Raw genomic sequence first — 20,773 nt, 5'->3', positions numbered from 1 at the left:
CGCATGAGGCGGCCCCGGGCGTCGGGATGACGATGATGAAACTGAAGACCCTGATCCTGACCGCCGCTGCTGTCGCAGCCTTCGCCGCGCCTGCGATGGCGCAAACTACGACCGCTTGGGAAATGCCGAAGAAGGGCGACTTCATCGTCACCGGGCGCGTCACCGATGTCTTCTCTCAGGCGAACAACGCCATCACCACGGCGGCGGGTGCGGATACGGGCCTGAAGGTGGATGTGGGCGCCAGCGTGATGCCGACGCTGGGCTTCACCTATTTCCTGACCGACCACCTGGCCGTCGAGGCGATCCTGGGCACGACCAAGCACGATATCCGCGCGCAGGGCGGAGCCACGGATGCGCTGGTGCATGAAACCTGGGTCCTGCCGCCGGTCGTGACCCTGCAGTACCGCCCGCTGAACAGCGGCCGCGTCAGCCCCTATGTCGGCGCAGGCGTGAACTACATGCTGTTCTACAGCGGCAAGGACAAGAACGGCTTCACCGTCGATCTGGGCAATGGCTTCGGTTACGCGCTGCAGGCGGGCGCCGACATCGGCATTCAGGGGCCGTGGAGCCTGAATGTCGACGTCAAGAAGGTCTGGTTCAACACCGACGCCAACATCAACGACGGCGCGCTGAAGAGCGACGTCGATCTGGACCCGTGGGTCGTGTCCATAGGCGTGGGCCGCAAGTTCTAGACGGCCTTTTCACTCCAGAGGTCCAGGTCGGGCTCCAGCCCGATCAGGGCCAGGCCGGCGGCGATGGATTCGAACTCGCCGCCGGTTTCGATGCGGTCCGCCTGGAATCGGCGCTGGAAGATGGCGCGCACCGCAGGCACGAAGGAGGTGCCGCCCGTCAGGAAGACACGGTCGATGGCGTCGGGCGCCAGATCGGCCTTGGCCAGAGCTTCGTCTACAGCCCCCTCGATGGCGGCCAGTTCGGGCGCGATCCAGCCCTCGAAATCCGACCGGGCCACCGGCTTTTCGATCCGCACGTCGCCTGCCGCAAAGACGAAGTCCGCCGTCTCATCCTTCGACAGGGCCATCTTCAGCGCGGAGACGGCGCGGTAAAGGGCGTGACCGTGGTTGTCGTCCAGGATCTCGATCAGGCGTTCGATCTTCTCCGGCTCCAGCGCGGTGCGGGCCAGGGCGCGGATGTCGCGCATGTCGCGAGAGGCGCGCAGCAGGGCCAACTGGTCCCAGCGGGCGAAGGCGGAATAATAGCGCTGCGGGATCGGCAGGTGTTTGTTCAGCGCCTGGTACTGACCACCCTTGCCCAGTTCGGGCGACACCAGCTGGTCAATGATCCGATAGTCAAAGGCGTCGCCCGCAACGCCGACACCCGAACGAGCCAGGGGCGTGGAGCGAAGGGCGTCTCCGGTGCGCTCGAACCGGATGATGGAGAAGTCGCTGGTGCCGCCGCCGAAGTCCGCGACCAGAACCGTGGCGTCCTCTTTCAGTAGGCGCGCGAAATAGAAGGCGGCGCCGACCGGTTCATGCGCATAGCGGATGTCTGTGAAGCCCAGGCGGCCGAACGCCTCCTGATAGCGTTGCAGAGCCAGGGCCTCGTCCGGGTTGCCGCCCGCAAAGGTGACGGGGCGGCCAACGACCACGCGCGGCGGCAGGTTGGCCATGCCGTCCCCCGCATGGTGGCTGAGGCGCAGCAGGAAGGCGGCCAGCAGATCCTCGAACCGATAGCGCTTGTTGTCGATCCGGGTCTCGGTGAAGGCGGCGCTGGCGGCAAAGGTCTTGAACGACTGGATGAAGCGCGTCTCCAGCGGGTCTTCGACGAAGGCGTCGATGGCCCAGGGCCCGGCCTCGACCACGCGTTCGGGCGGCTCGCCGTCGATGCTGGCGTGAAACTGGAAGCTGAGCGCCGAACGGAAGGTCGCGCTTTGACCTTCGCTGGTGTTGAAGGTGACCAGGCGGGCGTGTCCGTTGGCATCGGTCAGGGCGACAACGGTGTTGGTCGTGCCGAAGTCGATGCCGATCGTGTTCGGCGGCTGCACGGTCATGTCTGGCGTCCTGGGGAGAGGGGAGCCGGGTTCCTAAAGCCCCGGCGCGTGAAGGCAAGGGCCAGTCTGCGCCCGTCACGAAAAACCTGGCTCGCCCGGCTGGATGAGGCGCTTGCGCCGGGCCTCGACACAACCTTGGGGCGACGATTGCGCAAAACCCCGTATTTTCACCAACTATTGCCGTAGGGGGCGCTGACGTAGCTTTGGTAGGCGTCGTCCCCCCCGACGGCACGGCGCACTGAACATTCCGAACCTTTCTGGCTCCGGGATGTTCGGGCGGCCTGACCCGTTCCCTCCAAAGACTTGGGTCAGGCCGCGCTTGGGGCCTGCCACGCTGGTGACTGGCGGGCCGCGGAGCGTCGGATCTGTAAGCGTGAATTGCGTCTCGGACCCAGTGAGAGAATTCCAAAGATGGAACTTTCAGTTGAAGACACCGTGCTTGATCGCCTGTGGCGCGAGTTGTTCGACCAGCCTCTGCCTCTGATCGGCGCCGGCCCGGTCGTGCGCAGCATCCTGAAGAAGGAAGGCGTCACCGACGTTGAAATCGATCAGGCCATCAAGCGCGAAAAGAAGCTTCAGTAGGGATTTCGGCCCTGGCGGCCCCGCTGGCGACAGCCGCGTTCGAACTGATGCGCGGACCTTGGTGGTTTCACCGAGTGTCGACGGTTGGCGACGCGCCTTAAGCGCATGGCTGCGTCGGTCCCACAAAAACCGGCGCCCGGCGCGTCCTGCACGTCTGGGGCGGTCTGATCTCTCCACCCCAACGCAGCGGATCAGGCCGCTCTCGGTCCATTTTAGGCCAATGCCTGTCCGACGGCTCCGCATACAGCGGCATCAACAGAGACGATTGCGGTCTCAGGAAATTCCACCTAGAAGGCCCGTCCTGCCGGTTGGCGGATGTGGCGGAACTGGTAGACGCACCAGATTTAGGTTCTGGCGCCGAGAGGCGTGGAGGTTCGAGTCCTCTCATCCGCACCAAGGTCTTTCAGACCATGGACCCAAAGAAAAAAGGCCCCGGAGCGATCCGGGGCCTTTCTGCTTTTAGCGGATCGGAGGGACGGGCGGCGGAGGCGCGTCGTCGTCCGTTTCGTGAATCTCGGTCAGACCGCGTCCGACGTGGCTCTTGCGATAGCCATAGGCGAAATAGACCAGCAGGCCGATGGCGCCCCAGATCGGCAGAACCAGCTGTGATTCCGTCGGCAGGTTGAAGAACAGGCCCAGGGTGCCGATCACCGCCAAAGGCGCGATGACCCAGATCAGCGGCGTCCGGAACGGGCGGTGACGCTCAGGCTGCGTCACGCGCAGGATCATCACCGCGATCGCCACCATGAAGAAGGCGAACAGGGTGCCGGAGTTGGAGATGTCGGCCAGCTTACCCACCGGCAGGAAGGCGGCGAAGATGGCCACCGCGACGCCGGTGATCATCGTCACGATATGCGGCGTCTTCCACTTGGGGTGGATGGTCGCCAGGAAGCCAGGCAGCAGGCCGTCGCGCGCCATCACGAAGAAGATGCGGGTCTGACCGAACAGCATGATCAGGATGACCGAAGGCAGGGCCAGGAAGGCGGCGATGCCGATGAAGTCGCCGATACGCTCATGACCGACGACGCGCAGGACGTGGGCCAGGGCTTCGCGCGAGCAGACCAGCGGCTCCTGCAGCGACGAATAGGTCGCGCACTGAGCGGCCAGGGCCGACGAACCGGCGTGCAGAACCTCGCCGCCAGCGCCGACCAGGGGCTGGGCGCCGATGGCGCCGATCGCACCCGCTGCGACCAGCAGGTAGAAGATGGTGCAGATGCCCAGCGAAGCGATCAGACCGATGGGCACGTTGCGTTGCGGGTTCTTGGTCTCTTCCGCCGCCGTCGAGACGGCGTCGAAGCCGACATAGGCGAAGAAGATCGAGGCCGCGGCTCCGACGACGCCCAGTCCGGCCCCATGACCATCGCCGAACCAGCCGTTCGGCGTGAAGGGCGTGAAGTTGGCGCCTTTCAGGACCGGCAGGGTCAGAACGATGAAGACCGTCAGGGCGGTGACCTTGATGGCGACCAGAACGGCGTTGACGCGCGCGCTCTCGCTGGTGCCGATCATCAGCAGGCCGGTGATCAGCAGGGCGATCAGCAGGGCGGGCAGGTTTACGACGCCGCCGGCGTAGGGGCCGACGGATAAGGCATGGGGCAGTGATATGCCCCAACTCTGCAATAGGCCGATGAAATAGCCGGACCAGCCGACGGACACCGCCGAGGCCGCCACGGCGTATTCTAGGATCAGCGCCCAGCCGACCATCCAGGCCAGCAACTCACCCATTACCGCATAGGTGTAGGTGTAGGCGGAGCCGGAAACCGGCACCATCGAAGCGATCTCTGAATAGCAAAGCGCCGCCACGGCACAGACCGCAGCGGCGATGACGAAGCTCCACATCATGCCGGGTCCGGCCTTCTGGGCCGCTTCCGACGTCAATACGAAGATCCCGGTGCCGATGATCGCGCCCACGCCCAGCAAGGTCAGCTGAACGGGGCCGAGGCTCCGGGTTAGCGATTTTTTCTCCGCGGATGCGAGGATCGCATCCAACGATTTAACGCGCCACATTTAGATATTCCCCACGATTACTGGCAGCCCCTCGACTGCTTTGGGGCGGACGCTAGCGATGGAAAGGGCCGCGCGCAACGCGCATGACGAGGTGGTTAAGGCGAGACGACGCTTTCGTGATCGCACCGCGTCGCGCTAGAGCCGCCTGATGTTGCCGATCCACGCCGTGCTCGAACCGCTGAAAGCCGCCCTTGCCGACGGGAATACAGCCGTGCTGGCGGCCCCGCCGGGGGCGGGAAAGACCACGGTCGTGCCTCTGGCCTTGCTGGATCAGCCCTGGCTGGGCGACGGCAAGGTGCTGGTGCTGGAGCCGCGCCGGATTGCCGCACGCGCCGCAGCGGACCGCATGGCTCAGACCCGGGGCGAACAGGCAGGCGGCACTGTCGGCTATCGCACACGCCTGCAAAGCCGGATCGGCCCGAAGACGCGAATCGAGGTCATCACCGAAGGCGTCTTCACACGGATGATCCTGGATGATCCCTCGCTGGAAGGCGTGGGCGCGGTGCTGTTCGATGAATTCCACGAACGCAGTCTGGACGCCGACCTGGGGCTGGCGTTGGCGCGTGAGACGCAAGGGGTGCTTCGTGACGACCTGCGGCTGTTGGTCATGTCTGCGACGCTGGACGTGCTCGGGGTGTCGCGGCTGCTGGACGGCGCGCCGGTGATCGAGGCTGAAGGCCGGGCGTTTCCGGTCGAGACCCGATACCTGGGGCGCAATGCAGCCGAGCGCTTCGACGAGGCGATGGCGCGGGCCTGTCTGACGGCGCTGGGGGAGGAGACAGGCTCGGTGTTGGGCTTCCTGCCAGGGCAGGGCGAAATCCACCGTGTCGCGCGCCTGGTGAAGGAGCGGCTGCGGCTGCCGAACGTCGATGTGGTTCCGCTGTACGGCGGTCTGGATCGGGTGGAGCAGGACCGGGCCATCGAACCAGCGGAACCGGGGCGGCGCAAGCTGGTGCTGGCGACCTCGGTGGCGGAAACCAGCCTGACGATTGAAGGCGTGCGGGTCGTGGTGGACGGCGGCCTGTCGCGCGTGCCGCGTTTCGAGCCGTCCAGCGGCTTGACCCGGCTGGCGACGGTCAAGGTCAGCCGGTCGTCGGCGGAACAGAGGCGCGGGCGCGCCGGTCGGACCGAGCCGGGCGTCTGCTATCGCCTGTGGGACGAGGAACAGACGCGGGGTCTGGTCCCGCATCAGCGGCCTGAGATCCAAGAGGCCGACCTGACCAGTCTGGCGCTGGATCTGGCGCGGTGGGGCGCGCGGTCGGTCGAGGGGCTGGCCCTGCTGGACCCGCCGCCAATGGGGGCGATGGCCGAGGCGCGGAAGGTGCTGACGCGGCTGGGTGCGCTGGACGCTGAGGGCGGCCTGTCGGCGCATGGGCGGCGGCTGACGCGGATACCGCTGTCGCCACGCCTGGCGCACATGGTCGCGGTGGCGTCCGATGCTGGCGACGCCATGACGGGCGCGCAGATTGCAGCGGTGCTGAGCGAGCCGGGCCTAGGCGGAGCGGGTGTTGATCTGGCGGACCGTCTGGTCGGGCTGGAGCGGGATCGGTCGCCGCGCGCGCGTGATGCGATGAAGCTGGCGGATCGCTGGGCCAGGGCGGCGGGCGGCGGGTCGGGCAAGGCGGTCGAGCCGGGGTTGTTGCTGGCCGAAGCCTTCCCCGAACGGATCGCCAAGGCGCGCGGCAAGACGGGCGAACTGCTGCTGGCCAGCGGGCGCGGGGCCATGCTGGAGCCCACGGATCATCTGGCGCGTGAAACCTGGCTGGCGGTGGCGGAACTGGGCGGCGGGGACGCGCGCGATCGGGTGCGGCTGGCGGCGGCGCTGGACGGATCGAGGATCGAGGCGGACCTGGGTCGGTTGATCGAGGTCGAGGACCGACTGGTCAAAGAGCCGTCGGGGCGAATGGTTATCCGCCGTGCGCGCAAGATCGGCGCCATCGTTCTCGATGAAAAAGTGGTCGGCGCCCCGGACGCCAAGGCGATGGCCGGCGCCTTGCGCGCCGAGGTCGAGGCGTTGGGTCTGGGCGTTCTGAAATGGGGCGAGCAGGCGGGAGGGCTGCGCGCGCGGCTGGCGTTCCTGCATGGGCTGGACGCCGCCTGGCCGGACATGTCGGATGCGGCCCTGCTGGCGGCGGCGGATGAATGGCTGTGGCCGCTGCTGGAGGGCGCCAAGTCGCTGGAGGCCATCGGCGACGGGCGGCTGGCCGACGCCCTGCGCGGACTGATCCCTTGGGATTTGCAGCGGAAGCTGGATGAACTGGCCCCGACACGGTTGACGACGCCGTTGGGATCGGCGGGCATCGACTATGGCGCCGAGGGCGGGCCGCGCGTCGAGATCCGGGTGCAGGAGCTGTTCGGCGTGACCACCCATCCGACTGTGGGCGGCGGGCGGGTGGCGCTGACCCTGTCGCTGTTGTCGCCCGCGCGGCGGCCGGTGCAGGTGACCAAGGACCTGCCGGGGTTCTGGGCTGGATCATGGGCGGGCGTGCGGGCGGATATGCGGGGCCGCTATCCGCGCCATCCGTGGCCGGAAAATCCGGCTGAGGCCCAGGCGACCAACCGGGCCAAGCCGTGCGGAACCTGATGGCGGGTTGACGCGAACCGGGGATCGCAGCATTGCCGTTGCGTTGAATCAGGACAAGCCCGTGTCAGACGCCAAGAAAGTTTCGCCAACCGCCCGGAATGGGCGCGTTCTTTTCGCCAGCCTGATCGGCACGACGATCGAGTTCTACGACTTCTACATCTACGCCACGGCGGCGGTGCTGGTGTTTCCGCGCCTGTTCTTCCCCGGCGGCGACCCGACCACGGCCATGCTGTCGTCGTTCGCGACCTTCTCCATCGCCTTCTTCGCGCGGCCCATCGGTGCGTTGGCGTTCGGCCATTTCGGCGACAAGGTGGGACGCAAGGCCACGCTGGTCGCGGCTCTGATGACCATGGGCCTGTCGACGGTCGCCATCGGGGTTCTGCCGACCCACGAGTCGGTCGGCATCGTCGCGCCGCTGCTGCTGGCGCTGTGCCGGTTCGGTCAGGGTCTGGGTCTGGGCGGCGAGTGGGGCGGAGCGGTGCTGCTGGCCACCGAGAACGCACCTCCGGGCAAGAAGGCCTGGTTCGGCATGTTCCCGCAGTTGGGCGCGCCCATCGGCTTCATCCTGTCGACCGCCTCCTTCATCATTCTGACCTCGACTATGAGCGAGGGCGCGTTCGAGACCTGGGGCTGGCGCATTCCGTTCATCGCCAGCGCGCTTCTGGTGTTCGTCGGCTTGTGGGTCCGACTGAAGATCACCGAGACGCCGGAGTTCCAGAAGGTCGTCGACCGGCATGAGCGGGTGAAGGCGCCCGCCGTGACCCTGTTCGCCAACCACAAGGCGGCGCTGGTGCTGGGCACGTTCAGCGGCGTAACGACCTTTACGCTCTTCTATCTGATGACGGTCTTCGCCCTGGGCTGGGCGACGACGGGCATGGGTCTGGCGCGGGCCGACGTGCTGCCGATCCAGTTGATCGGGGTGCTGTTCTTCGCCGCCTTCATCCCCGTGACCGCGCTGCTGGCTGACAGGTACGGACAGGTGAAGGTGCTGATCTGGTCGTCGGTCGGGATCGGCCTGTTCGGGATGCTGTTCGCCCCGCTGTTCGGCCTGGGCCTGACGGGCCTGCTGATCTTCTTCGCCCTGGGTTTCGGCCTGATGGGCTGCACCTACGGACCGATTGGAGCCGCGATGGCGCGGCCGTTCCCGACGACGGTCCGCTATACGGGCGCGTCGATGGCCTTCAACCTGGCGGGCATCATCGGTGCGTCGCTGGCGCCCTTCATCGCCATGAAGCTGGCGACGACGTTCGGGCCGGTGGCGGTCGGCGGTTATCTGGCCGGCTCCGCCGTGATCAGCATTCTGGCCCTGTGGATGCTGGGCCGGGTGGCGCCGGAGACGGAGCTTTAGGCTTCGTCGGTCGCCGCATAGACCATGATCCCGGTGGCGATGGCCAGGTTCAGGCTGTCGGCCCGGCCGCGCATCGGGATCTTGACGTTGACGTCACAGGCGGCGGCCAGTTGGTCGGTCAGGCCGGCCTGTTCGTTGCCCATCAGGATGAGCGACGGCTTCTGCATCACCGCCGAGCGATGGCTGACCGTGGCGTCCAGGCGCGTGCCGACGACGCTGCCGGGCCAGGACTGGCGCCACGCCACAAAGGCTTCCGGCGTTGTCTTGGTGATCGACACGGCGAAGACCGAGCCCATGGTCGCGCGCACGGCCTCGACCGAATAGGGATCGACGCAATCCCCGATCAGGATGACCCCGCCGCAGCCCGCAGCGTCCGCCGTGCGGATGATGGTGCCCAGATTGCCCGGATCACGCACCTGCTCCAGCGCGACCCAGCAGGGGGCCGAGGCGGGGTTCAGGCTGTCCAGGGGCGCATAGGCCTGTTCGAACACGCCCAGCACCGTCTGCGGATTGTCGCGGCGGCTGATCTTTTCCAGGATGGCGTGGGTGACGATGATGATGTCGCCGCCCGCCTTGCGGGTTTCGGTCTTGGCGCGATCCAGCAACGGATGCGGGCGTGCGTCTTCGCCGACCAGCAGCATTTTCGGCGCGCGACCCTGATCCAGCGCCTCGCCGATGAACTTTAGACCCTCGGCCAGGAAGGTCCCGGTCAGGTCGCGTTCCTTGCGCATGTGCAGCGCCCGGACGGACTTGATGGTGTCGTTCGTCAGCGAGGTGATGACGCGGTATTCTTCGCGAACGCTCATTTGCTCCACCGCGCAAAGAAGGACAGGCCGATGGCGCGGGCGTCCGGGCCGTCTTCGGACAGGGCCAGTTCGCCCCAGTCGATGCGCCCGCCGCGATCCTGGGTCGCCTCGGCCATCAGGTGCGCCAGCGACAGACCGGACACGCGGGCGGCGTAGGCGTTCAGCAACAGGAAGTCGGCATCGTCGGCCAGAAGCGCGGCGCAGTCCTTCAGCAGGACGGGCATGTCCTCGAACAGGCGCCAGACCTCGCCCGTCGGCCCGCGGCCGTATTTGGGCGGGTCCAGGATGACGCCGTCGTATTTGGAGCCTCGACGAACCTCGCGCGCCGCATATTTGCGGGCGTCCTCGACGATCCAGCGGATCGGATGTTGGGCCAGGCCGGACTGTTCGGCGTTCTCGCGGGCGTAGTTGACGGACTTCTTGGAGGCGTCGACGTGGGTGACCTCGGCGCCAGCCGCAGCGGCGGCCAGGCTGGCCACGCCGGTATAGCCGAACAGGTTCAGCAGTTTGGGCGCGCGGCCCTGCGATTGCGAGAAGCTGCGCACCCGCGCATCCAGCCACTCCCAGTTGGCGGCCTGTTCAGGGAAGAAGGCCAGGTGACGGAAGGGAGTGAAGCGGCCCGTGAACTTCACGTCTCGCCATTTCAGGGGGAAGGCGTCGACAGGGCCATGCTTGTCGAACTTCCAGCGGCCGGAATCCTCTTCTTCCTGCTGCGGATCGAAGAGGGCGGTGGCGGCCTCAAAGGCGGCGGGATCGCGCGGCGACCAGAAACACTGCGGCTCGGGCCGAACGACGGTGTAGCGGCCATAGCGTTCCAGCTTCTTGCCGTCGCCGCTGTCCAGCAGGGCGTAGTCGGACCAGCCGCGGGTCACGAGCGTTTCGGGGGTCTTGGAAAGGACGGGAGCCATCGTCGGGCTGATAGGCGCTCAGGCCGCCTCGCGTCCAGCGTCCATCGCATCAGAGGCGCCGTGTTCGGCGTCGTGCTGGGTCTTGTCCCAGACATAGGGTTCGACAATCAGCCGCCAGAAGGCGTGCACGAAGGCGAGGCTGAGCAGGGACCAGTAGGCGGGCGCCGACAGCATGTCCGTCAGCCCGTATCGCAAGCCTGCACGCCGGGCGCCGACCGCACAGGTCATCATGGCGGCGATGACGCCCAGGCTCAGCACGCTGATGACGACAATCGGCGTGGCGGGCGTGATCCCGGCATGAACCCCGATCAGGACGGCGGACGCCAGCCAGGCCAGGGTCGGGGCATGGGCGCCGGCCGAGACGATTGCGGCGCCGAGCGTCATCAGCAGGGACACCAGCCCGCGTCGTCCCAACTGCAGAGGCGAACGGGTGTGGACGCCCCAGTAGCCCTTCAGCCAGCGGGTGCGTTGCGGCAGCCAACGCTCCAGCGCGCCCGGCGGCGTCTCCCATGTCGGGGCGTCGATCACCCCCATCCCCCAGCCCGCCGACCAGAGCCGGAACCCGAGATCGGCGTCCTCGGTGACATTATGCGCGTCCCACCCGCCGACACCGCGCAGAGCGGAGGTGCGGACATGATTGCTGGTGCCGCCCAGGGGGAAGGGCAGGCCAAGCCGCGCCATGCCGGGCAGGGTCACCTCAAACAGGGCGGCGTATTCAAAGGCGAACTGCCGGTCCAGGAAGCGTGAGGGGCTGGGCGCTTTATCTATGCGGCGGATGCGAAGAGGGGCCTGCAGACAACCCAGTTTGGGGTCGGCGGCGAACCGGGCTGCTGACTGACGGAGCTGCTGAGGATCGGGTTCGTCCTCGGCGTCATAGATGGTCAGCAATTCGCCCTTCGCCTGGGACAGGGCGTGGTTCAGCGCGCGCGGCTTGGTCTGGGGCGATCCGGGCGGGACAATGATGATCTTCAGCCATGACGGTTTAGGTGTGGCCATGGCGACGTCGATGGTCGCCTGATCGTGGGCTTCCAACACCAGGAAGCCTTCCAGTCGATTACGGGGATAGTCGATGCGCGACAGGTTCGAGATCAGGCGCGGCGTCACCGCCGCCTCATCATGCAAGGCCGCCAGGATCGTATAGCGCGGCCACCGAGCAGGCGTGGGAGCCCTGTGGTGCGGCGCAAGGCTGGCGACGACGAGCACGAAGCGCCACGCCGCCGCAATCAGAAACCCGACGGCAATGACACAGGAAAGACAGAAAAGCGTCAGGGCGGGACGGAGAACAAGGCCGAGGGCCACAACCCCCGCTATCAAGGCGATGAGGAGCCACTGGGCGCGCGTCGGCCCGATCCTGTCGGCGCATTGGCGTCCTTCGCTGGTCGCGTCCATTATTCCGCCCTCCAGTTCGCATACAACCTCAAAGCGCGCGTCCGTCAACCGGATGCGTCGCTGCTGTTGGCGCCGCGTCGCGATTGTCGCTATGCAGGACGTTGCTGAACCGGAGTCTTCGTTTGTCCGCCGTGTCGACCTCTTCGCGCTCAAATCGAAAGCCCAAGGGGGAGGGCCATTCCCGCCGTGGCGAGATCCTGGCCGCCGCCGAACGCATCTTTGTCGAGTTCGGCTATGAGGGCGCCACCATCCGCAAGATCGCGGAGGAAGTCGGCCTGTCCTCGACCGCGCTCTACATGCATTTCGCCGACAAGGGCGAAATCCTGCAGGAAATCTGCCGCGTCGCCTTTGAGGAGCTGATCGCCTCCACCGAAAACCTGGCGTCGGAGGACGGGCCGCCGGAAGTGCGTCTGCGCGGGATGATCGACGCCTATGTCGATTTCGGATTCGCCAATCCCAACGCCTATCGCCTGATCTATCTAACGCGTCCGGTTGAGGCGCGCGACGGCGCACAGACCCTGGCGCAGGAACTGGGCTTCAACGTCTTCGTCGCCTTCGAAGCCGTCGTGGCGGAAACGGTGGCGTCTGGTCGGATGAGCGGCGAACCGCGCGCCATCGCCCAGTCGATCTGGGCCGCCGCGCACGGGGTGGTGTCGTTGATTATCACCAAGACCTATTTTCCATGGGCGGATCGTCAGCTGGTGGTCGATACGACCCTGGACGCCGTGTTCACTGGGCTGCTGAAACCGTGAGACGGCTGCTGGCCGCCGGCTTGGCCACGGGTTTGGCGGTTTTGGCGGCGGGGCAGGCGAATGCCCGTCCATTGCGGATCATGGCGCTTGATCAGTGCGCGGATCAATATGTTCTGGCTTTGGCGCCGGACGCCGAACTGGCCCTGTCGCCGCGCGCCGACGATCCCGATTCCTGGATGAGGCGTCAGGCCGCGGGCCATCTCCAGGTGCGCCCGACGCTGGAGGCCGCCATCGGGTTCCAGCCCGATGTGGTGGTGCGCTACTGGGGCGGGGAGCCGCGTCTGCTGGCCGCACTGGAAAAGCGCGGGACACGGGTTCTGAACATCGAAGACGCCACCGACTTTGACGGGATCAGCGCCGATATCCGCAACGTCGCCGCCGGTTTGGGCCAGGTCGAGCGCGGGCGTCGTCTGGAGCAGGCGATGCGGGACAAGCTGGCGGCGGCGGTGCCCCAGGCCGCGGCGACGCGTCCGGGCGCGGTCTATCTGACAGCGGGCGGGTTCACGGCGGGCGCGGGCACTCTGGTCGACGCCATGATGCGGGCGGCGGGGTTCGACAATCTGACCGAAAAGCCGGGTTTCGGCGCATACAGCGTCGAGCGGATCGCCATGCATCCGCCGATGCGGTTCGTGCTGGGCTTCTTTGACATGCTGCGATCCGACTGGCGCGGGCCGGGGCGTCATCCGGTGGTGTGGCGCGCGGCCCAGGGCAAGACGGCGGCGCAGCTGCCTGCGGCGGTGCTGACCTGTCCGGCGTGGTTTGCAGCGGACGGCGTGGCGATCATGGCGAAGGGGCGGTCATGAGCCGGACGGTGCGGCTGTGTCTTGGCCTGGGGCTGTGCGTGATCGCCGCCCTGGCGCTGGCGATCCTGATTGGCGAAACCGGCTTTGATCGGGCGCAATATGCGGCGGGCTTTGGTGATCCGACGTCCGGGCCGTGGGAGGTCCTGTGGCAGGTGCGAGCGCCGAGGGCGGTCTGCGCCCTGGCCGTCGGGGCGGCGTTGGGTCTGGCGGGCGCGGTGATGCAGGGGCTGTTGCGCAATCCGCTGGCGGACCCCGGCGTGCTGGGCGTGTCGGCGACGGCGGCGCTGGGCGCAGCCCTTGCTATTGTCATGGGGGCGGCTGCGGTTCCCGGGCTGGTCGAGGTTTCGGCCCTGATCGGCGCAGGACTGGCCGGGGCCATGCTGATCGCCGCCTCCAGCGCCATGCGCGCGCCGGAAGCCCTGATCCTGTTCGGGGTGGCCCTGTCCAGTTTCGCAGGCGCATTGACGGCGCTGATCTTCAACCTGTCGCCGTCGCCGATTGCGCAGGCAGAGGTGATGTCGTGGCTGCTGGGATCGGTGCAGAACCGCAGCTGGGTCGATCTGGCCTGGGTGACGCCTGCCGTTCTGGTGTCGGCGGTGTTCTCCGTTCTGGCCTCGCCGGGCCTGAAGATGCTGACCCTCGGCGAAGAAGGGGCGGCAGCGTCGGGCCTGTCGATGGGGCGGTTGCGGGCGTTCGCACTGATCGCGGCGGCGCTGGCGACCGGGGCGGCGGTGGCTGTGGCGGGGGTGATCGGGTTCGTGGGTCTGGCGGCGCCCCATCTGGTGCGGGCGGCGGTGCGAGGCGATGCGGGCCGGATATTGGCGCCGTCGGCCCTGGCGGGTGGGCTGATGCTGGTGATCGCAGACCTGTTGGCGCGGCTGACGCCGACGGATCAGGAACTGAAGCTGGGCGTCTTCACCGCCCTGATCGGCGCGCCTCTGTTTGCGTTGATTGCTTGGCGCGCCGCGCGGGAGTGGCGGCTGTGAACCTGCTGTCGCTGGAGAAGGTGAGCGCACGTCTGGGCAAACAGGCAGTGCTGAGCGGCGTCGACCTGACGGTCGGGGCGGGCGAGGTGGTGGCCCTTTGCGGACCCAATGGCGCGGGCAAGAGCAGCGCCATCCGCGCGGCGGTCGGGCTGGCGCCGCTGACGGGCGGCGCGGTGCGGCTGGACGGTGATGATCTGCGTGGACTGTCGCATCGCCAGCGCGCCGAGCGGGTCGCCTATCTGCCGCAGGAGCGGCGGATCGCCTGGAACCTGCCTGCGTTCGAGGTGGCGGCGCTGGGCGCGCCCTTCCTGTCGGGCGGTGACGCCATGGCTCGTGCCGAGGCCGCTCTGATCGAGGTCGGGGCGGGGCATCTGATCGACCGGGGCGTGGCGGATATGTCGGGGGGCGAGCGGGCGCGGGTGCTGCTGGCGCGGGCTCTGGTCGTCGGTGCGCCGTTGCTGCTGGCTGATGAACCGATTGCAGGTCTGGACCCGGATGCACAACGGCTGGTTCTGGAACGGCTGAGGGCCCGGGCCGATGCGGGGGCGGGCGTTCTGGTCAGCCTGCACGACCTGACGCTGGCGGCGGGGTTCGCGGATCGCGTCGTGGTGCTGGATCAAGGCCGGGTGATCGCGCAGGGCGCGCCGATAGAGGCCCTGTCCCCCACCGTCCTGCGTTCGGTGTTCGGGCTGGACGGGGAATGGATCGAGGCGCCCAACGGGCCGCTGCTGGCGGCCCGCCGGGCTTAGGTCTTAGTTGCTGCCTGCGTAGGGGCGCGGACCGGCGGCGGTGCCGCGCGCGATGTCAGCGGACGGCGTCAGGGGGGCCGTGCCGCCGTTCAGGCGGGCCTTGTACACCGCCATATTCTCCATCACCCGCATCATGTAGTTGCGCGTCTCGGTGAAGGGCGCGCATTCGATGAAGTCGATGGTGGCGTTGACGTCGCCGCGGGGATCACCGCAGCGCGCAATCCACTGGCTCGGACGGGCCGGACCGGCGTTGTAGCCCACCGTCGCCAGCAGCATGGAGCCGTTGTTCGACGCCATCAGCTCGCCAAGGTGATAGCTGCCCAGGGTCATGTTGTAGTCGGGATCCCACAGGCGGTCGGGCGAATAGCCCATGCCCAGACGGCGGGCGACCCCGGCCGCCGTGGCGGGCAGGAACTGCATCATGCCGCGCGCATCGGCGTGAGAGCGGGCGCGCGGGTCGAAGCTGGATTCCTGGCGCGTGATGGCCTGGGTGAATTCCAGCGGCGCGGCGCCTGCGACCTGGGGCGGGATGCGGACGGGGTACATGCGTTCGGGCATGACGAAGCCGCGCTGGCTGGCCGCGCGGCCCACCATCATGGCGGTGAAGTCTTCGCCATAGCTGCGCGACAGGTCCATCAGCTGGGCCAGGCCCTCGATAGTCGGCAGGTCGTCATCCAGCTTGTAGGCGAAGACCCGCAGCAGGGTGGTTTCGCCCGTTTCGCCCAGAATGCGGGTCGCGCGCACGACCTCATTGCCTTCGAACGCAGCGATGTCGGCCTGGGTCGGAGCCGGTTCTCCGGGCAGTTGCAGCGTGGTCAGACCGGCCTTTTCAGCCGCCAGCTGGCCATAGAAGGTCTGCCAGTGCTGGGCGCCGCTGCGGTAATAGTTCTGGGCGGCCTGACGCTCGCCGCGCGCCTCTGCGGCCCGGCCCAGCCAGTAGAAGGCGCGACCCTGTGTGATGGGAGTCGAAGAGGCGCTGCGCAGGGCCTCGAAATGACGGGCCGCCACCTCGGGCCGGTTCAGCTTGGTCAGCGCGACCCAACCGGCGAAGAACTCGGCGTCCACCATCCGGTCGCCCGAGGTGAAGCCGTGGCCGTTCATGGCGTCATAGGCGGCCTGCCAGTTGTTCCGTTGCAGGGCGTCGAGGAAATAGTTGCGCCGCTCGGTCCACAGGGTGTTGTCGCCCGTCGTGTGGGCCGGCGCAGGCGGTAGGCTGGCCAGCAGGGGGAAGGCCTCCAGCTGGCGGTTCTGCGAACGCAGGATGCGAACCCGCTCCAGCACCACGGCGGGATCATTCGCCTGGGCGGGCGACAGGCCGGCGACCACGGCGTCGGGGCTGTAGGCGCTGCGCAGGTTCATGACTGTATTGGCGATGAAAGCCCGCTCCGGCGACACCAGCGCGACCATCGAACGTGTCGCAGGGCCGTGCGGGCCAAGCAGCAGCATGTTCAGGCGCGTCTCGTGGTCCGCAGGGGACAGCCAAGAGCTCCAGCGCGACAGGATGCGGCTTTGGGGGGCGTCGTCGAAGGACTGGGTGCGCCACCAGTCGCGAATCAGATCCCGCGCCTGGCTCTGGCGTCCGCGCTGCTCCAGCGCCGAAGCATAGGCGATGGCGCCCTCTACGGTTGTCGGCGGGCTGTCGGCGAACAGGGCCAGGGCCGCGTCCGGACCGGCGCCGGAACGATCCAGCGCCTTTTCCGTGGCGATACGGCGTGATTCGGCGCGCGGCCATCCGGCCATGGTCGTCTGGGTCTGCGCCAGTTCCGAATAAGACAGCTGTTCGCCGGTCGTGTCGATCAGCGCCCATTGAACCAGCTTTCGGGCGGCGGGGTCGCTGATCTGGGACATGGCCGCCTGGGTCGCGCCGATGTTTCGCGCGCGGGCCGCCGCCAGACCCTGGCGGAAATAGGCTGTGTCCTGATCGTTCAGGACGCGACGGCCATGATAGGTCGACTGAGGCACGCTGACAGGCTGCACGGACGAGTAGGGCACCGGGCCGGAGGACACGTCCTGCGGGTTGGGTGCGAGCACTGCCAGGGCGGCCGCCAGACTTGTCGCAATCATGATCTGTCCTGTTCTCATTCAATCCGGTTGCGGCGAAGCCGCTGGCGACATAACTTCCCGCGCTCTGAAAAGGCTTTGGACATGTGTCCTTCGCCGCTCCCACGCAGGCTAGCTTAGTTCCATGAACGCCCCCTTGTTCAAGGGCGTGATCACCGCCCTGATCACACCTCTTCGTGACGGAAACGTGGACGAGGCCGCATTCGCCAAACTTCTTGAGCGCCAGATCGCCGCAGGGGTGCACGGCGTCGTGCCGATGGGCACGACGGGCGAGGGCGCCAGCATGGATCTGGACGAGCACAAGCATGTCATCGAACTGTGCGTGCGGCTGGCGGCGGGGCGCGTCAGCGTCATCGCCGGGACGGGTTCGCCCTACACCAAGGAAGCCATTGACTTGACCCGCCATGCCAAGACTGTGGGCGCGGACGGGGCGTTGGTGGTCACGCCCTATTACATCCGCCCGTCGCAGGCGGGCATGGCTGCGCATTTCGAGGCCATCGCCGACGCCGTCCAACTGCCGATCCTGCTCTATAACGTGCCGGGACGGACGGGGGTTGATCTGGCCAACGAAACCGTGGCCCGCCTAGCCGAACATCCGAATATCGTCGGCATCAAGGACGCCACCGGCGACATGAGCCGCGTCAGCTGGATGCGCACAAACATCGATGGCCAGTTCGACCTGATCTCGGGCGATGACCTGAGCTATCTGGGCTATCACGCCACGGGCGGGGTCGGTCTGATCTCGGTGGCGTCAAATGTTGCGCCCGAAGCCATGGTCGCCCTGCACAATGCCGCTGCGGCGGGCGACTACGCCACGGCCCGCACCTGGCAGGACCGGCTGATAGGACTGGGCAAGGCGCTGTTCCTGGACAATTCGCCCGCGCCGACCAAGTACGCCCTGGCCAAGCTGGGCCTGTGCAATGAGGAGGCGCGCCTGCCGCTGTCGCCGACATCGGACGCCGTCAAGCCGATCATCGACCGAGCCATGGCGGAAGCGGGCGTGACCTAATGGCGCCGAAACCCCAGTCCAAATCCAAGCTGATCGCCGAGAACCGCCGCGCGCGGTTCGACTATTTCCTTGAGGACAATATCGAGGCCGGCATTCAGTTGCTGGGCACCGAGATCAAGGCGCTGCGCGACGGCCGGGCCAATATCGCCGAGAGCTATGCGGCGGTGGAGGGGCGCGAGATCGTGCTGATCAACGCCGACATCCCGCCGTACAAACAGGCTTATCGCTTCAACCACGAGCCGCGCCGCCCGCGTAAGCTGCTGCTGCACAGAAAGCAGATCGACCGGCTGATCGGCGCCGTCCAGCGCGACGGCCAGACGATCATTCCGCTGAAGCTCTACCTGAACGATGCGGGCAAGGCGAAGCTGGAGATCGCCCTGGCCAAGGGCAAGAAACTGCACGACAAGCGTGAAGCCTCCGCCGAACGCGACTGGCAGCGCGACAAGGCGCGCCTGATGCGGGACAAGGGCTGACGCCTTCGCCCGCGCCGTCGGCCCTAGGCGGCGATCAAAGCCTTGGCGCGTTCGAAGATGGCTTCGAACATCTCGGGCGTCAGGCGGCCTGTGTTCGTGTTCAGGCGCGAGCAGTGATAGGAATTCAGGATCACATAGCCGCCCGCTTGCCCCTCCGCGCCGTGACCGGCGGGCATGGCCGTGCCGGGGCGTCCGAAGGCCTTTAGGATGTTTCGACGGGAAACGTCGCCCAGGGTCACGATGACCTTCAGATTGGGCAACAGCTTCAGCCGGTCGATCAGGAAGGGCCGACAGGTCGTTTCTTCGATGGGCAGGGGCTTGTTGCCGGGCGGTGCGCAGCGGACCGCATTGGTGATCATGCAGTCCGTCAGCGTCAGGTCGTCATGGCCGTCCGGGTCATAGGTCCCGTGCGCGAAGCCGGTCTTCTTCAATGTGTCATACAGCAGCCAGCCTGCGTGGTCGCCGGTGAAGGGACGGCCTGTGCGGTTCGCGCCTGTGCGGCCCGGCGCCAGACCCGCGATCAGCAGCCGTGCGTTGGGATCGCCGAACGACGGGGCAGGGCCGTTCCACCAGTCGGGATCCTTGCGCGCATTCTCGTGGCGGTATTCAACCAGGCGCGGGCACAGCGGACAGTCGCGCGCAGGCTCCGGCGTCAGGCTCATTGTCCGCCGCCGCTCTTGGGGCGTCCGAACTCGCTCATCAGGTCATTGAGGTCCAGGAAGGCGTCGGCCTGACGGCGCAGTTCGTCAGCGATGTGCGGCGGCTGGGTCTTTTGGGTCGAGATGACGGTGACGCGCACGCCCTTGGCCTGGATCGACTGGACCGCGCGGCGGAAATCCCCATCCCCGGAGAAGAGGACGATGTGGTCCAGCGCGGGCGCCAGCTCCATCATGTCCACCGCGATCTCGATGTCCATATTGCCCTTGATGCGGCTGTGGCCCTGGCCATCGGTGAAACGTTTCACCGGCTTGGTGACGACCGAGAAGCCGTTGTAGTCGAGCCAGTCGATCAGCGGCTTGACCGGCGAGAATTCTTCGCCCTCGACGATGGCCGTGTAATAATAGGCGCGTGTCAGAATGGACTTGGCCCGGAACCAGTCCAGCATCCGCTTGAAGTCCAGATCGTGCTGCAGGGCGCGGGCGGCGGAATAGAGGTTCGAGCCGTCGATGAAGATCGCCAGCCGGTCGGTGGAATGAAACATGGTCGAAGCCGTCAATAGGAATGAAGAAAATGGCGTCCGCGCCGACGCTCGGATCGACGTGGGAATCGATGAGACGCTGAACCTGAACGACGCAGTCATCGTGGCGCTGGGCTGCAATGACAAGGGGGTGTGGCCGTCAAATGAAGCTGTGCTGGAAGCTTCACTGGCCAGATTCCGCAGCGAGGGCGTCGATGTGTTGGCGCGGTCGTCCTGGTGGCGTTCGATGGCCTGGCCCGATCCGCAGGACCCGCCCTTTCTGAACGGCGTGGTGATTGTCCGCACGGAGCACGATCCCCACGCATTGATGGCGACGCTGGGCCGGATCGAGGACGCCTTCGGACGTGAACGCTCCACCCGCAACGCGCCGCGCACCCTGGACCTGGACTTGGTGGCCTATGGGCGGCTGAGCGGCGATCTGGACGGGCTGATCCTGCCGCATCCGCGCGCGGCGGACCGCCTGTTCGTCATGGGGCCGGTTGCGCAGATCGCGCCGGAGTGGGTGCATCCGGTCAATGGCCAGACGGCGGCGAATCTGGCGCAGACGGCGTCAGTGGGGCGGGATGCGCGCCCCATTCGTGCTGAGCCCGGGCAAGCCGACTGAGGCAACGCCCAACTTCCGCCCCTCTGGCGTTGCAAAACATAGCCCCTATCTGTATTTGACGCGGTTCTCCCCCGCGTTCGAGGAATTTCATGGCCCGCGTCACCGTCGAAGACTGCATCGAGAAGGTTCCGAACCGCTTTGGTCTGGTTCTGCTGGCCGGTCACCGCGCCCGCAGCATCGCCAACGGCGCCGCCCTGACCATCGACCGCGATAACGACAAGAACCCGGTCGTCGCCCTGCGCGAAATCGCAGACGACACTGTGGTGCCTGACGAACTGCGCGAAACCATCATCACCACGCTGCAACGCGTCGATGAGCGGACTGAAGCCGAGGACGAAGCTGAAGTCGTCGCCCTGCTGGCTGAGCCGCAACACATGAACATGGCCGAGGCCGAGCTGATCCGCGCGCTGCAAAGCGACCGCGACGGCGGTCAGGAGGAGCGCTACTGACGCAAGAGGCATCCTCAGGCGTCACTATCCTGCCGGCGCGGACCGAGACGGTTCCGCCGG

At 67.0% G+C, this 20,773-nt stretch carries 21 protein-coding genes and 1 tRNA gene; 14 read left to right on the top strand and 8 right to left on the bottom strand.

Features of this window, described 5'->3' with window-relative positions; translation table 11 throughout:
* Window positions 1-32: 32 nt before the first annotated feature.
* Window positions 33-692, top strand: coding sequence for an OmpW/AlkL family protein (locus tag KWG56_RS05470; RefSeq protein ID WP_219355207.1), 660 nt, complete (start codon window positions 33-35; stop codon window positions 690-692).
* On the opposite strand, the gene KWG56_RS05465 is transcribed toward KWG56_RS05470, so the two are convergent.
* Entirely contained in the window at window positions 689-2,008 is a 1,320-nt protein-coding gene (locus KWG56_RS05465) for an Hsp70 family protein (protein ID WP_219354007.1), read from the bottom strand. The genes KWG56_RS05470 and KWG56_RS05465 overlap by 4 nt on opposite strands.
* Before the next feature lie 411 nt (window positions 2,009-2,419).
* On the opposite strand from KWG56_RS05465, the gene KWG56_RS05460 reads away from it, so the two are divergent.
* Together KWG56_RS05460 and KWG56_RS05455 are read left to right on the top strand one after the other, a co-directional pair.
* Window positions 2,420-2,590 carry a hypothetical protein gene (locus KWG56_RS05460; protein ID WP_219354006.1) on the top strand — a complete coding sequence of 57 codons (171 nt, stop codon included), beginning with the start codon at window positions 2,420-2,422 and terminating at the stop codon, window positions 2,588-2,590.
* 311 nt (window positions 2,591-2,901) lie between these two features.
* Window positions 2,902-2,986: transfer RNA gene (locus KWG56_RS05455), tRNA-Leu, on the top strand.
* Between the two features lie 63 nt (window positions 2,987-3,049).
* On the opposite strand, the gene KWG56_RS05450 is transcribed toward KWG56_RS05455, so the two are convergent.
* A complete protein-coding gene (locus KWG56_RS05450) occupies window positions 3,050-4,594 on the bottom strand; it encodes an amino acid permease (RefSeq protein ID WP_219354005.1) in 1,545 nt (514 codons plus the stop codon).
* Window positions 4,595-4,742: 148 nt separating this feature from the next.
* On the opposite strand from KWG56_RS05450, the gene hrpB reads away from it, so the two are divergent.
* Together hrpB and KWG56_RS05440 are read left to right on the top strand one after the other, a co-directional pair.
* Window positions 4,743-7,178 carry an ATP-dependent helicase HrpB gene (hrpB, locus tag KWG56_RS05445; RefSeq protein WP_219354004.1) on the top strand — a complete coding sequence of 812 codons (2,436 nt, stop codon included), beginning with the start codon at window positions 4,743-4,745 and terminating at the stop codon, window positions 7,176-7,178.
* Window positions 7,179-7,239: 61 nt separating this feature from the next.
* Window positions 7,240-8,526 carry an MFS transporter gene (locus tag KWG56_RS05440; RefSeq protein WP_219354003.1) on the top strand — a complete coding sequence of 429 codons (1,287 nt, stop codon included), beginning with the start codon at window positions 7,240-7,242 and terminating at the stop codon, window positions 8,524-8,526.
* Here the strand turns inward: KWG56_RS05440 and KWG56_RS05435 are convergent.
* The 3 genes from KWG56_RS05435 to KWG56_RS05425 are packed head-to-tail and all read right to left on the bottom strand — an operon-like array spanning window position 8,523 to window position 11,443.
* Window positions 8,523-9,332, bottom strand: coding sequence for a TrmH family RNA methyltransferase (locus tag KWG56_RS05435; RefSeq protein ID WP_219354002.1), 810 nt, complete (start codon window positions 9,330-9,332; stop codon window positions 8,523-8,525). The genes KWG56_RS05440 and KWG56_RS05435 overlap by 4 nt on opposite strands.
* Window positions 9,329-10,240, bottom strand: coding sequence for a class I SAM-dependent methyltransferase (locus KWG56_RS05430; RefSeq protein ID WP_219354001.1), 912 nt, complete (start codon window positions 10,238-10,240; stop codon window positions 9,329-9,331). Before KWG56_RS05430 ends, KWG56_RS05435 begins: the two co-directional genes overlap by 4 nt.
* 18 nt (window positions 10,241-10,258) lie before the next feature.
* Window positions 10,259-11,443: a glycosyltransferase gene (locus KWG56_RS05425; RefSeq protein WP_244999658.1), complete on the bottom strand. Its 1,185-nt coding sequence runs from the start codon at window positions 11,441-11,443 to the stop codon at window positions 10,259-10,261.
* Here KWG56_RS05425 and KWG56_RS18725 point away from each other — a divergent pair.
* Genes KWG56_RS18725 through KWG56_RS05405 form a run of 5 tightly spaced genes read left to right on the top strand, consistent with a single transcriptional unit; the run spans window position 11,414 to window position 14,919 of the window.
* Entirely contained in the window at window positions 11,414-11,737 is a 324-nt protein-coding gene (locus KWG56_RS18725; RefSeq protein WP_244999657.1) for a hypothetical protein, read from the top strand. The genes KWG56_RS05425 and KWG56_RS18725 overlap by 30 nt on opposite strands.
* A 23-nt stretch (window positions 11,738-11,760) precedes the next feature.
* Window positions 11,761-12,381, top strand: coding sequence for a TetR/AcrR family transcriptional regulator (locus KWG56_RS05420; RefSeq protein ID WP_244999730.1), 621 nt, complete (start codon window positions 11,761-11,763; stop codon window positions 12,379-12,381).
* Complete coding sequence (locus tag KWG56_RS05415) at window positions 12,378-13,184, top strand: ABC transporter substrate-binding protein (protein ID WP_244999656.1); 807 nt, start codon at window positions 12,378-12,380, stop codon at window positions 13,182-13,184. Before KWG56_RS05420 ends, KWG56_RS05415 begins: the two co-directional genes overlap by 4 nt.
* Window positions 13,181-14,170, top strand: a complete 990-nt coding sequence (locus KWG56_RS05410) for a FecCD family ABC transporter permease (protein ID WP_219353998.1) — start codon at window positions 13,181-13,183, stop codon at window positions 14,168-14,170. The genes KWG56_RS05415 and KWG56_RS05410 overlap by 4 nt, the downstream gene beginning before the upstream one ends.
* Window positions 14,167-14,919 (top strand): ABC transporter ATP-binding protein, encoded by a 753-nt coding sequence (locus KWG56_RS05405; protein WP_244999655.1) that lies wholly within the window; start codon window positions 14,167-14,169, stop codon window positions 14,917-14,919. The genes KWG56_RS05410 and KWG56_RS05405 overlap by 4 nt, the downstream gene beginning before the upstream one ends.
* 3 nt (window positions 14,920-14,922) lie before the next feature.
* On the opposite strand, the gene KWG56_RS05400 is transcribed toward KWG56_RS05405, so the two are convergent.
* Window positions 14,923-16,983, bottom strand: coding sequence for a lytic transglycosylase domain-containing protein (locus KWG56_RS05400; protein WP_244999654.1), 2,061 nt, complete (start codon window positions 16,981-16,983; stop codon window positions 14,923-14,925).
* Window positions 16,984-17,104: 121 nt separating this feature from the next.
* On the opposite strand from KWG56_RS05400, the gene dapA reads away from it, so the two are divergent.
* Complete coding sequence (dapA, locus tag KWG56_RS05395; RefSeq protein ID WP_219353996.1) at window positions 17,105-17,989, top strand: 4-hydroxy-tetrahydrodipicolinate synthase; 885 nt, start codon at window positions 17,105-17,107, stop codon at window positions 17,987-17,989.
* The gene (gene smpB / locus KWG56_RS05390; protein WP_201100928.1) at window positions 17,989-18,462 is read left to right on the top strand and encodes an SsrA-binding protein SmpB; all 474 of its coding nucleotides are present in this window, start codon (window positions 17,989-17,991) and stop codon (window positions 18,460-18,462) included. Before dapA ends, smpB begins: the two co-directional genes overlap by 1 nt.
* Window positions 18,463-18,485: 23 nt before the next feature.
* On the opposite strand, the gene KWG56_RS05385 is transcribed toward smpB, so the two are convergent.
* Complete coding sequence (locus tag KWG56_RS05385; RefSeq protein ID WP_201100927.1) at window positions 18,486-19,124, bottom strand: uracil-DNA glycosylase; 639 nt, start codon at window positions 19,122-19,124, stop codon at window positions 18,486-18,488.
* Window positions 19,121-19,663: a LabA-like NYN domain-containing protein gene (locus KWG56_RS05380; protein WP_201100926.1), complete on the bottom strand. Its 543-nt coding sequence runs from the start codon at window positions 19,661-19,663 to the stop codon at window positions 19,121-19,123. The genes KWG56_RS05385 and KWG56_RS05380 overlap by 4 nt, the downstream gene beginning before the upstream one ends.
* On the opposite strand from KWG56_RS05380, the gene folK reads away from it, so the two are divergent.
* Complete coding sequence (gene folK / locus KWG56_RS05375; RefSeq protein ID WP_219353995.1) at window positions 19,662-20,264, top strand: 2-amino-4-hydroxy-6-hydroxymethyldihydropteridine diphosphokinase; 603 nt, start codon at window positions 19,662-19,664, stop codon at window positions 20,262-20,264. The genes KWG56_RS05380 and folK overlap by 2 nt on opposite strands.
* An 89-nt stretch (window positions 20,265-20,353) precedes the next feature.
* Window positions 20,354-20,713: a DNA-directed RNA polymerase subunit omega gene (gene rpoZ, locus KWG56_RS05370; protein ID WP_219353994.1), complete on the top strand. Its 360-nt coding sequence runs from the start codon at window positions 20,354-20,356 to the stop codon at window positions 20,711-20,713.
* The last annotated feature ends 60 nt before the right edge of the window (window positions 20,714-20,773 follow it).

Source organism: Brevundimonas nasdae (genome assembly GCF_019395145.1).
Classification (GTDB): Bacteria; Pseudomonadota; Alphaproteobacteria; order Caulobacterales; family Caulobacteraceae; genus Brevundimonas; species Brevundimonas nasdae.
This window is presented reverse-complemented; position numbering and strand designations above follow the sequence as displayed.

Bases quoted from the DNA above. Each gene is read 5' to 3' on its own strand.
- KWG56_RS05470 (WP_219355207.1), top strand. From the start codon at position 33: ATGATGAAACTGAAGACCCTGATCCTGACCGCCGCTGCTGTCGCAGCC.
- KWG56_RS05465 (WP_219354007.1), bottom strand. From the start codon at position 2,008: ATGACCGTGCAGCCGCCGAACACGATCGGCATCGACTTCGGCACGACC.
- KWG56_RS05460 (WP_219354006.1), top strand. From the start codon at position 2,420: ATGGAACTTTCAGTTGAAGACACCGTGCTTGATCGCCTGTGGCGCGAG.
- KWG56_RS05450 (WP_219354005.1), bottom strand. From the start codon at position 4,594: ATGTGGCGCGTTAAATCGTTGGATGCGATCCTCGCATCCGCGGAGAAA.
- hrpB (WP_219354004.1), top strand. From the start codon at position 4,743: ATGTTGCCGATCCACGCCGTGCTCGAACCGCTGAAAGCCGCCCTTGCC.
- KWG56_RS05435 (WP_219354002.1), bottom strand. From the start codon at position 9,332: ATGAGCGTTCGCGAAGAATACCGCGTCATCACCTCGCTGACGAACGAC.
- KWG56_RS05430 (WP_219354001.1), bottom strand. From the start codon at position 10,240: ATGGCTCCCGTCCTTTCCAAGACCCCCGAAACGCTCGTGACCCGCGGC.
- KWG56_RS05410 (WP_219353998.1), top strand. From the start codon at position 13,181: ATGAGCCGGACGGTGCGGCTGTGTCTTGGCCTGGGGCTGTGCGTGATC.
- KWG56_RS05400 (WP_244999654.1), bottom strand. From the start codon at position 16,983: ATGATTGCGACAAGTCTGGCGGCCGCCCTGGCAGTGCTCGCACCCAAC.
- dapA (WP_219353996.1), top strand. From the start codon at position 17,105: ATGAACGCCCCCTTGTTCAAGGGCGTGATCACCGCCCTGATCACACCT.
- smpB (WP_201100928.1), top strand. From the start codon at position 17,989: ATGGCGCCGAAACCCCAGTCCAAATCCAAGCTGATCGCCGAGAACCGC.
- KWG56_RS05385 (WP_201100927.1), bottom strand. From the start codon at position 19,124: ATGAGCCTGACGCCGGAGCCTGCGCGCGACTGTCCGCTGTGCCCGCGC.
- folK (WP_219353995.1), top strand. From the start codon at position 19,662: ATGGTCGAAGCCGTCAATAGGAATGAAGAAAATGGCGTCCGCGCCGAC.
- KWG56_RS05380 (WP_201100926.1), bottom strand. From the start codon at position 19,663: ATGTTTCATTCCACCGACCGGCTGGCGATCTTCATCGACGGCTCGAAC.
- rpoZ (WP_219353994.1), top strand. From the start codon at position 20,354: ATGGCCCGCGTCACCGTCGAAGACTGCATCGAGAAGGTTCCGAACCGC.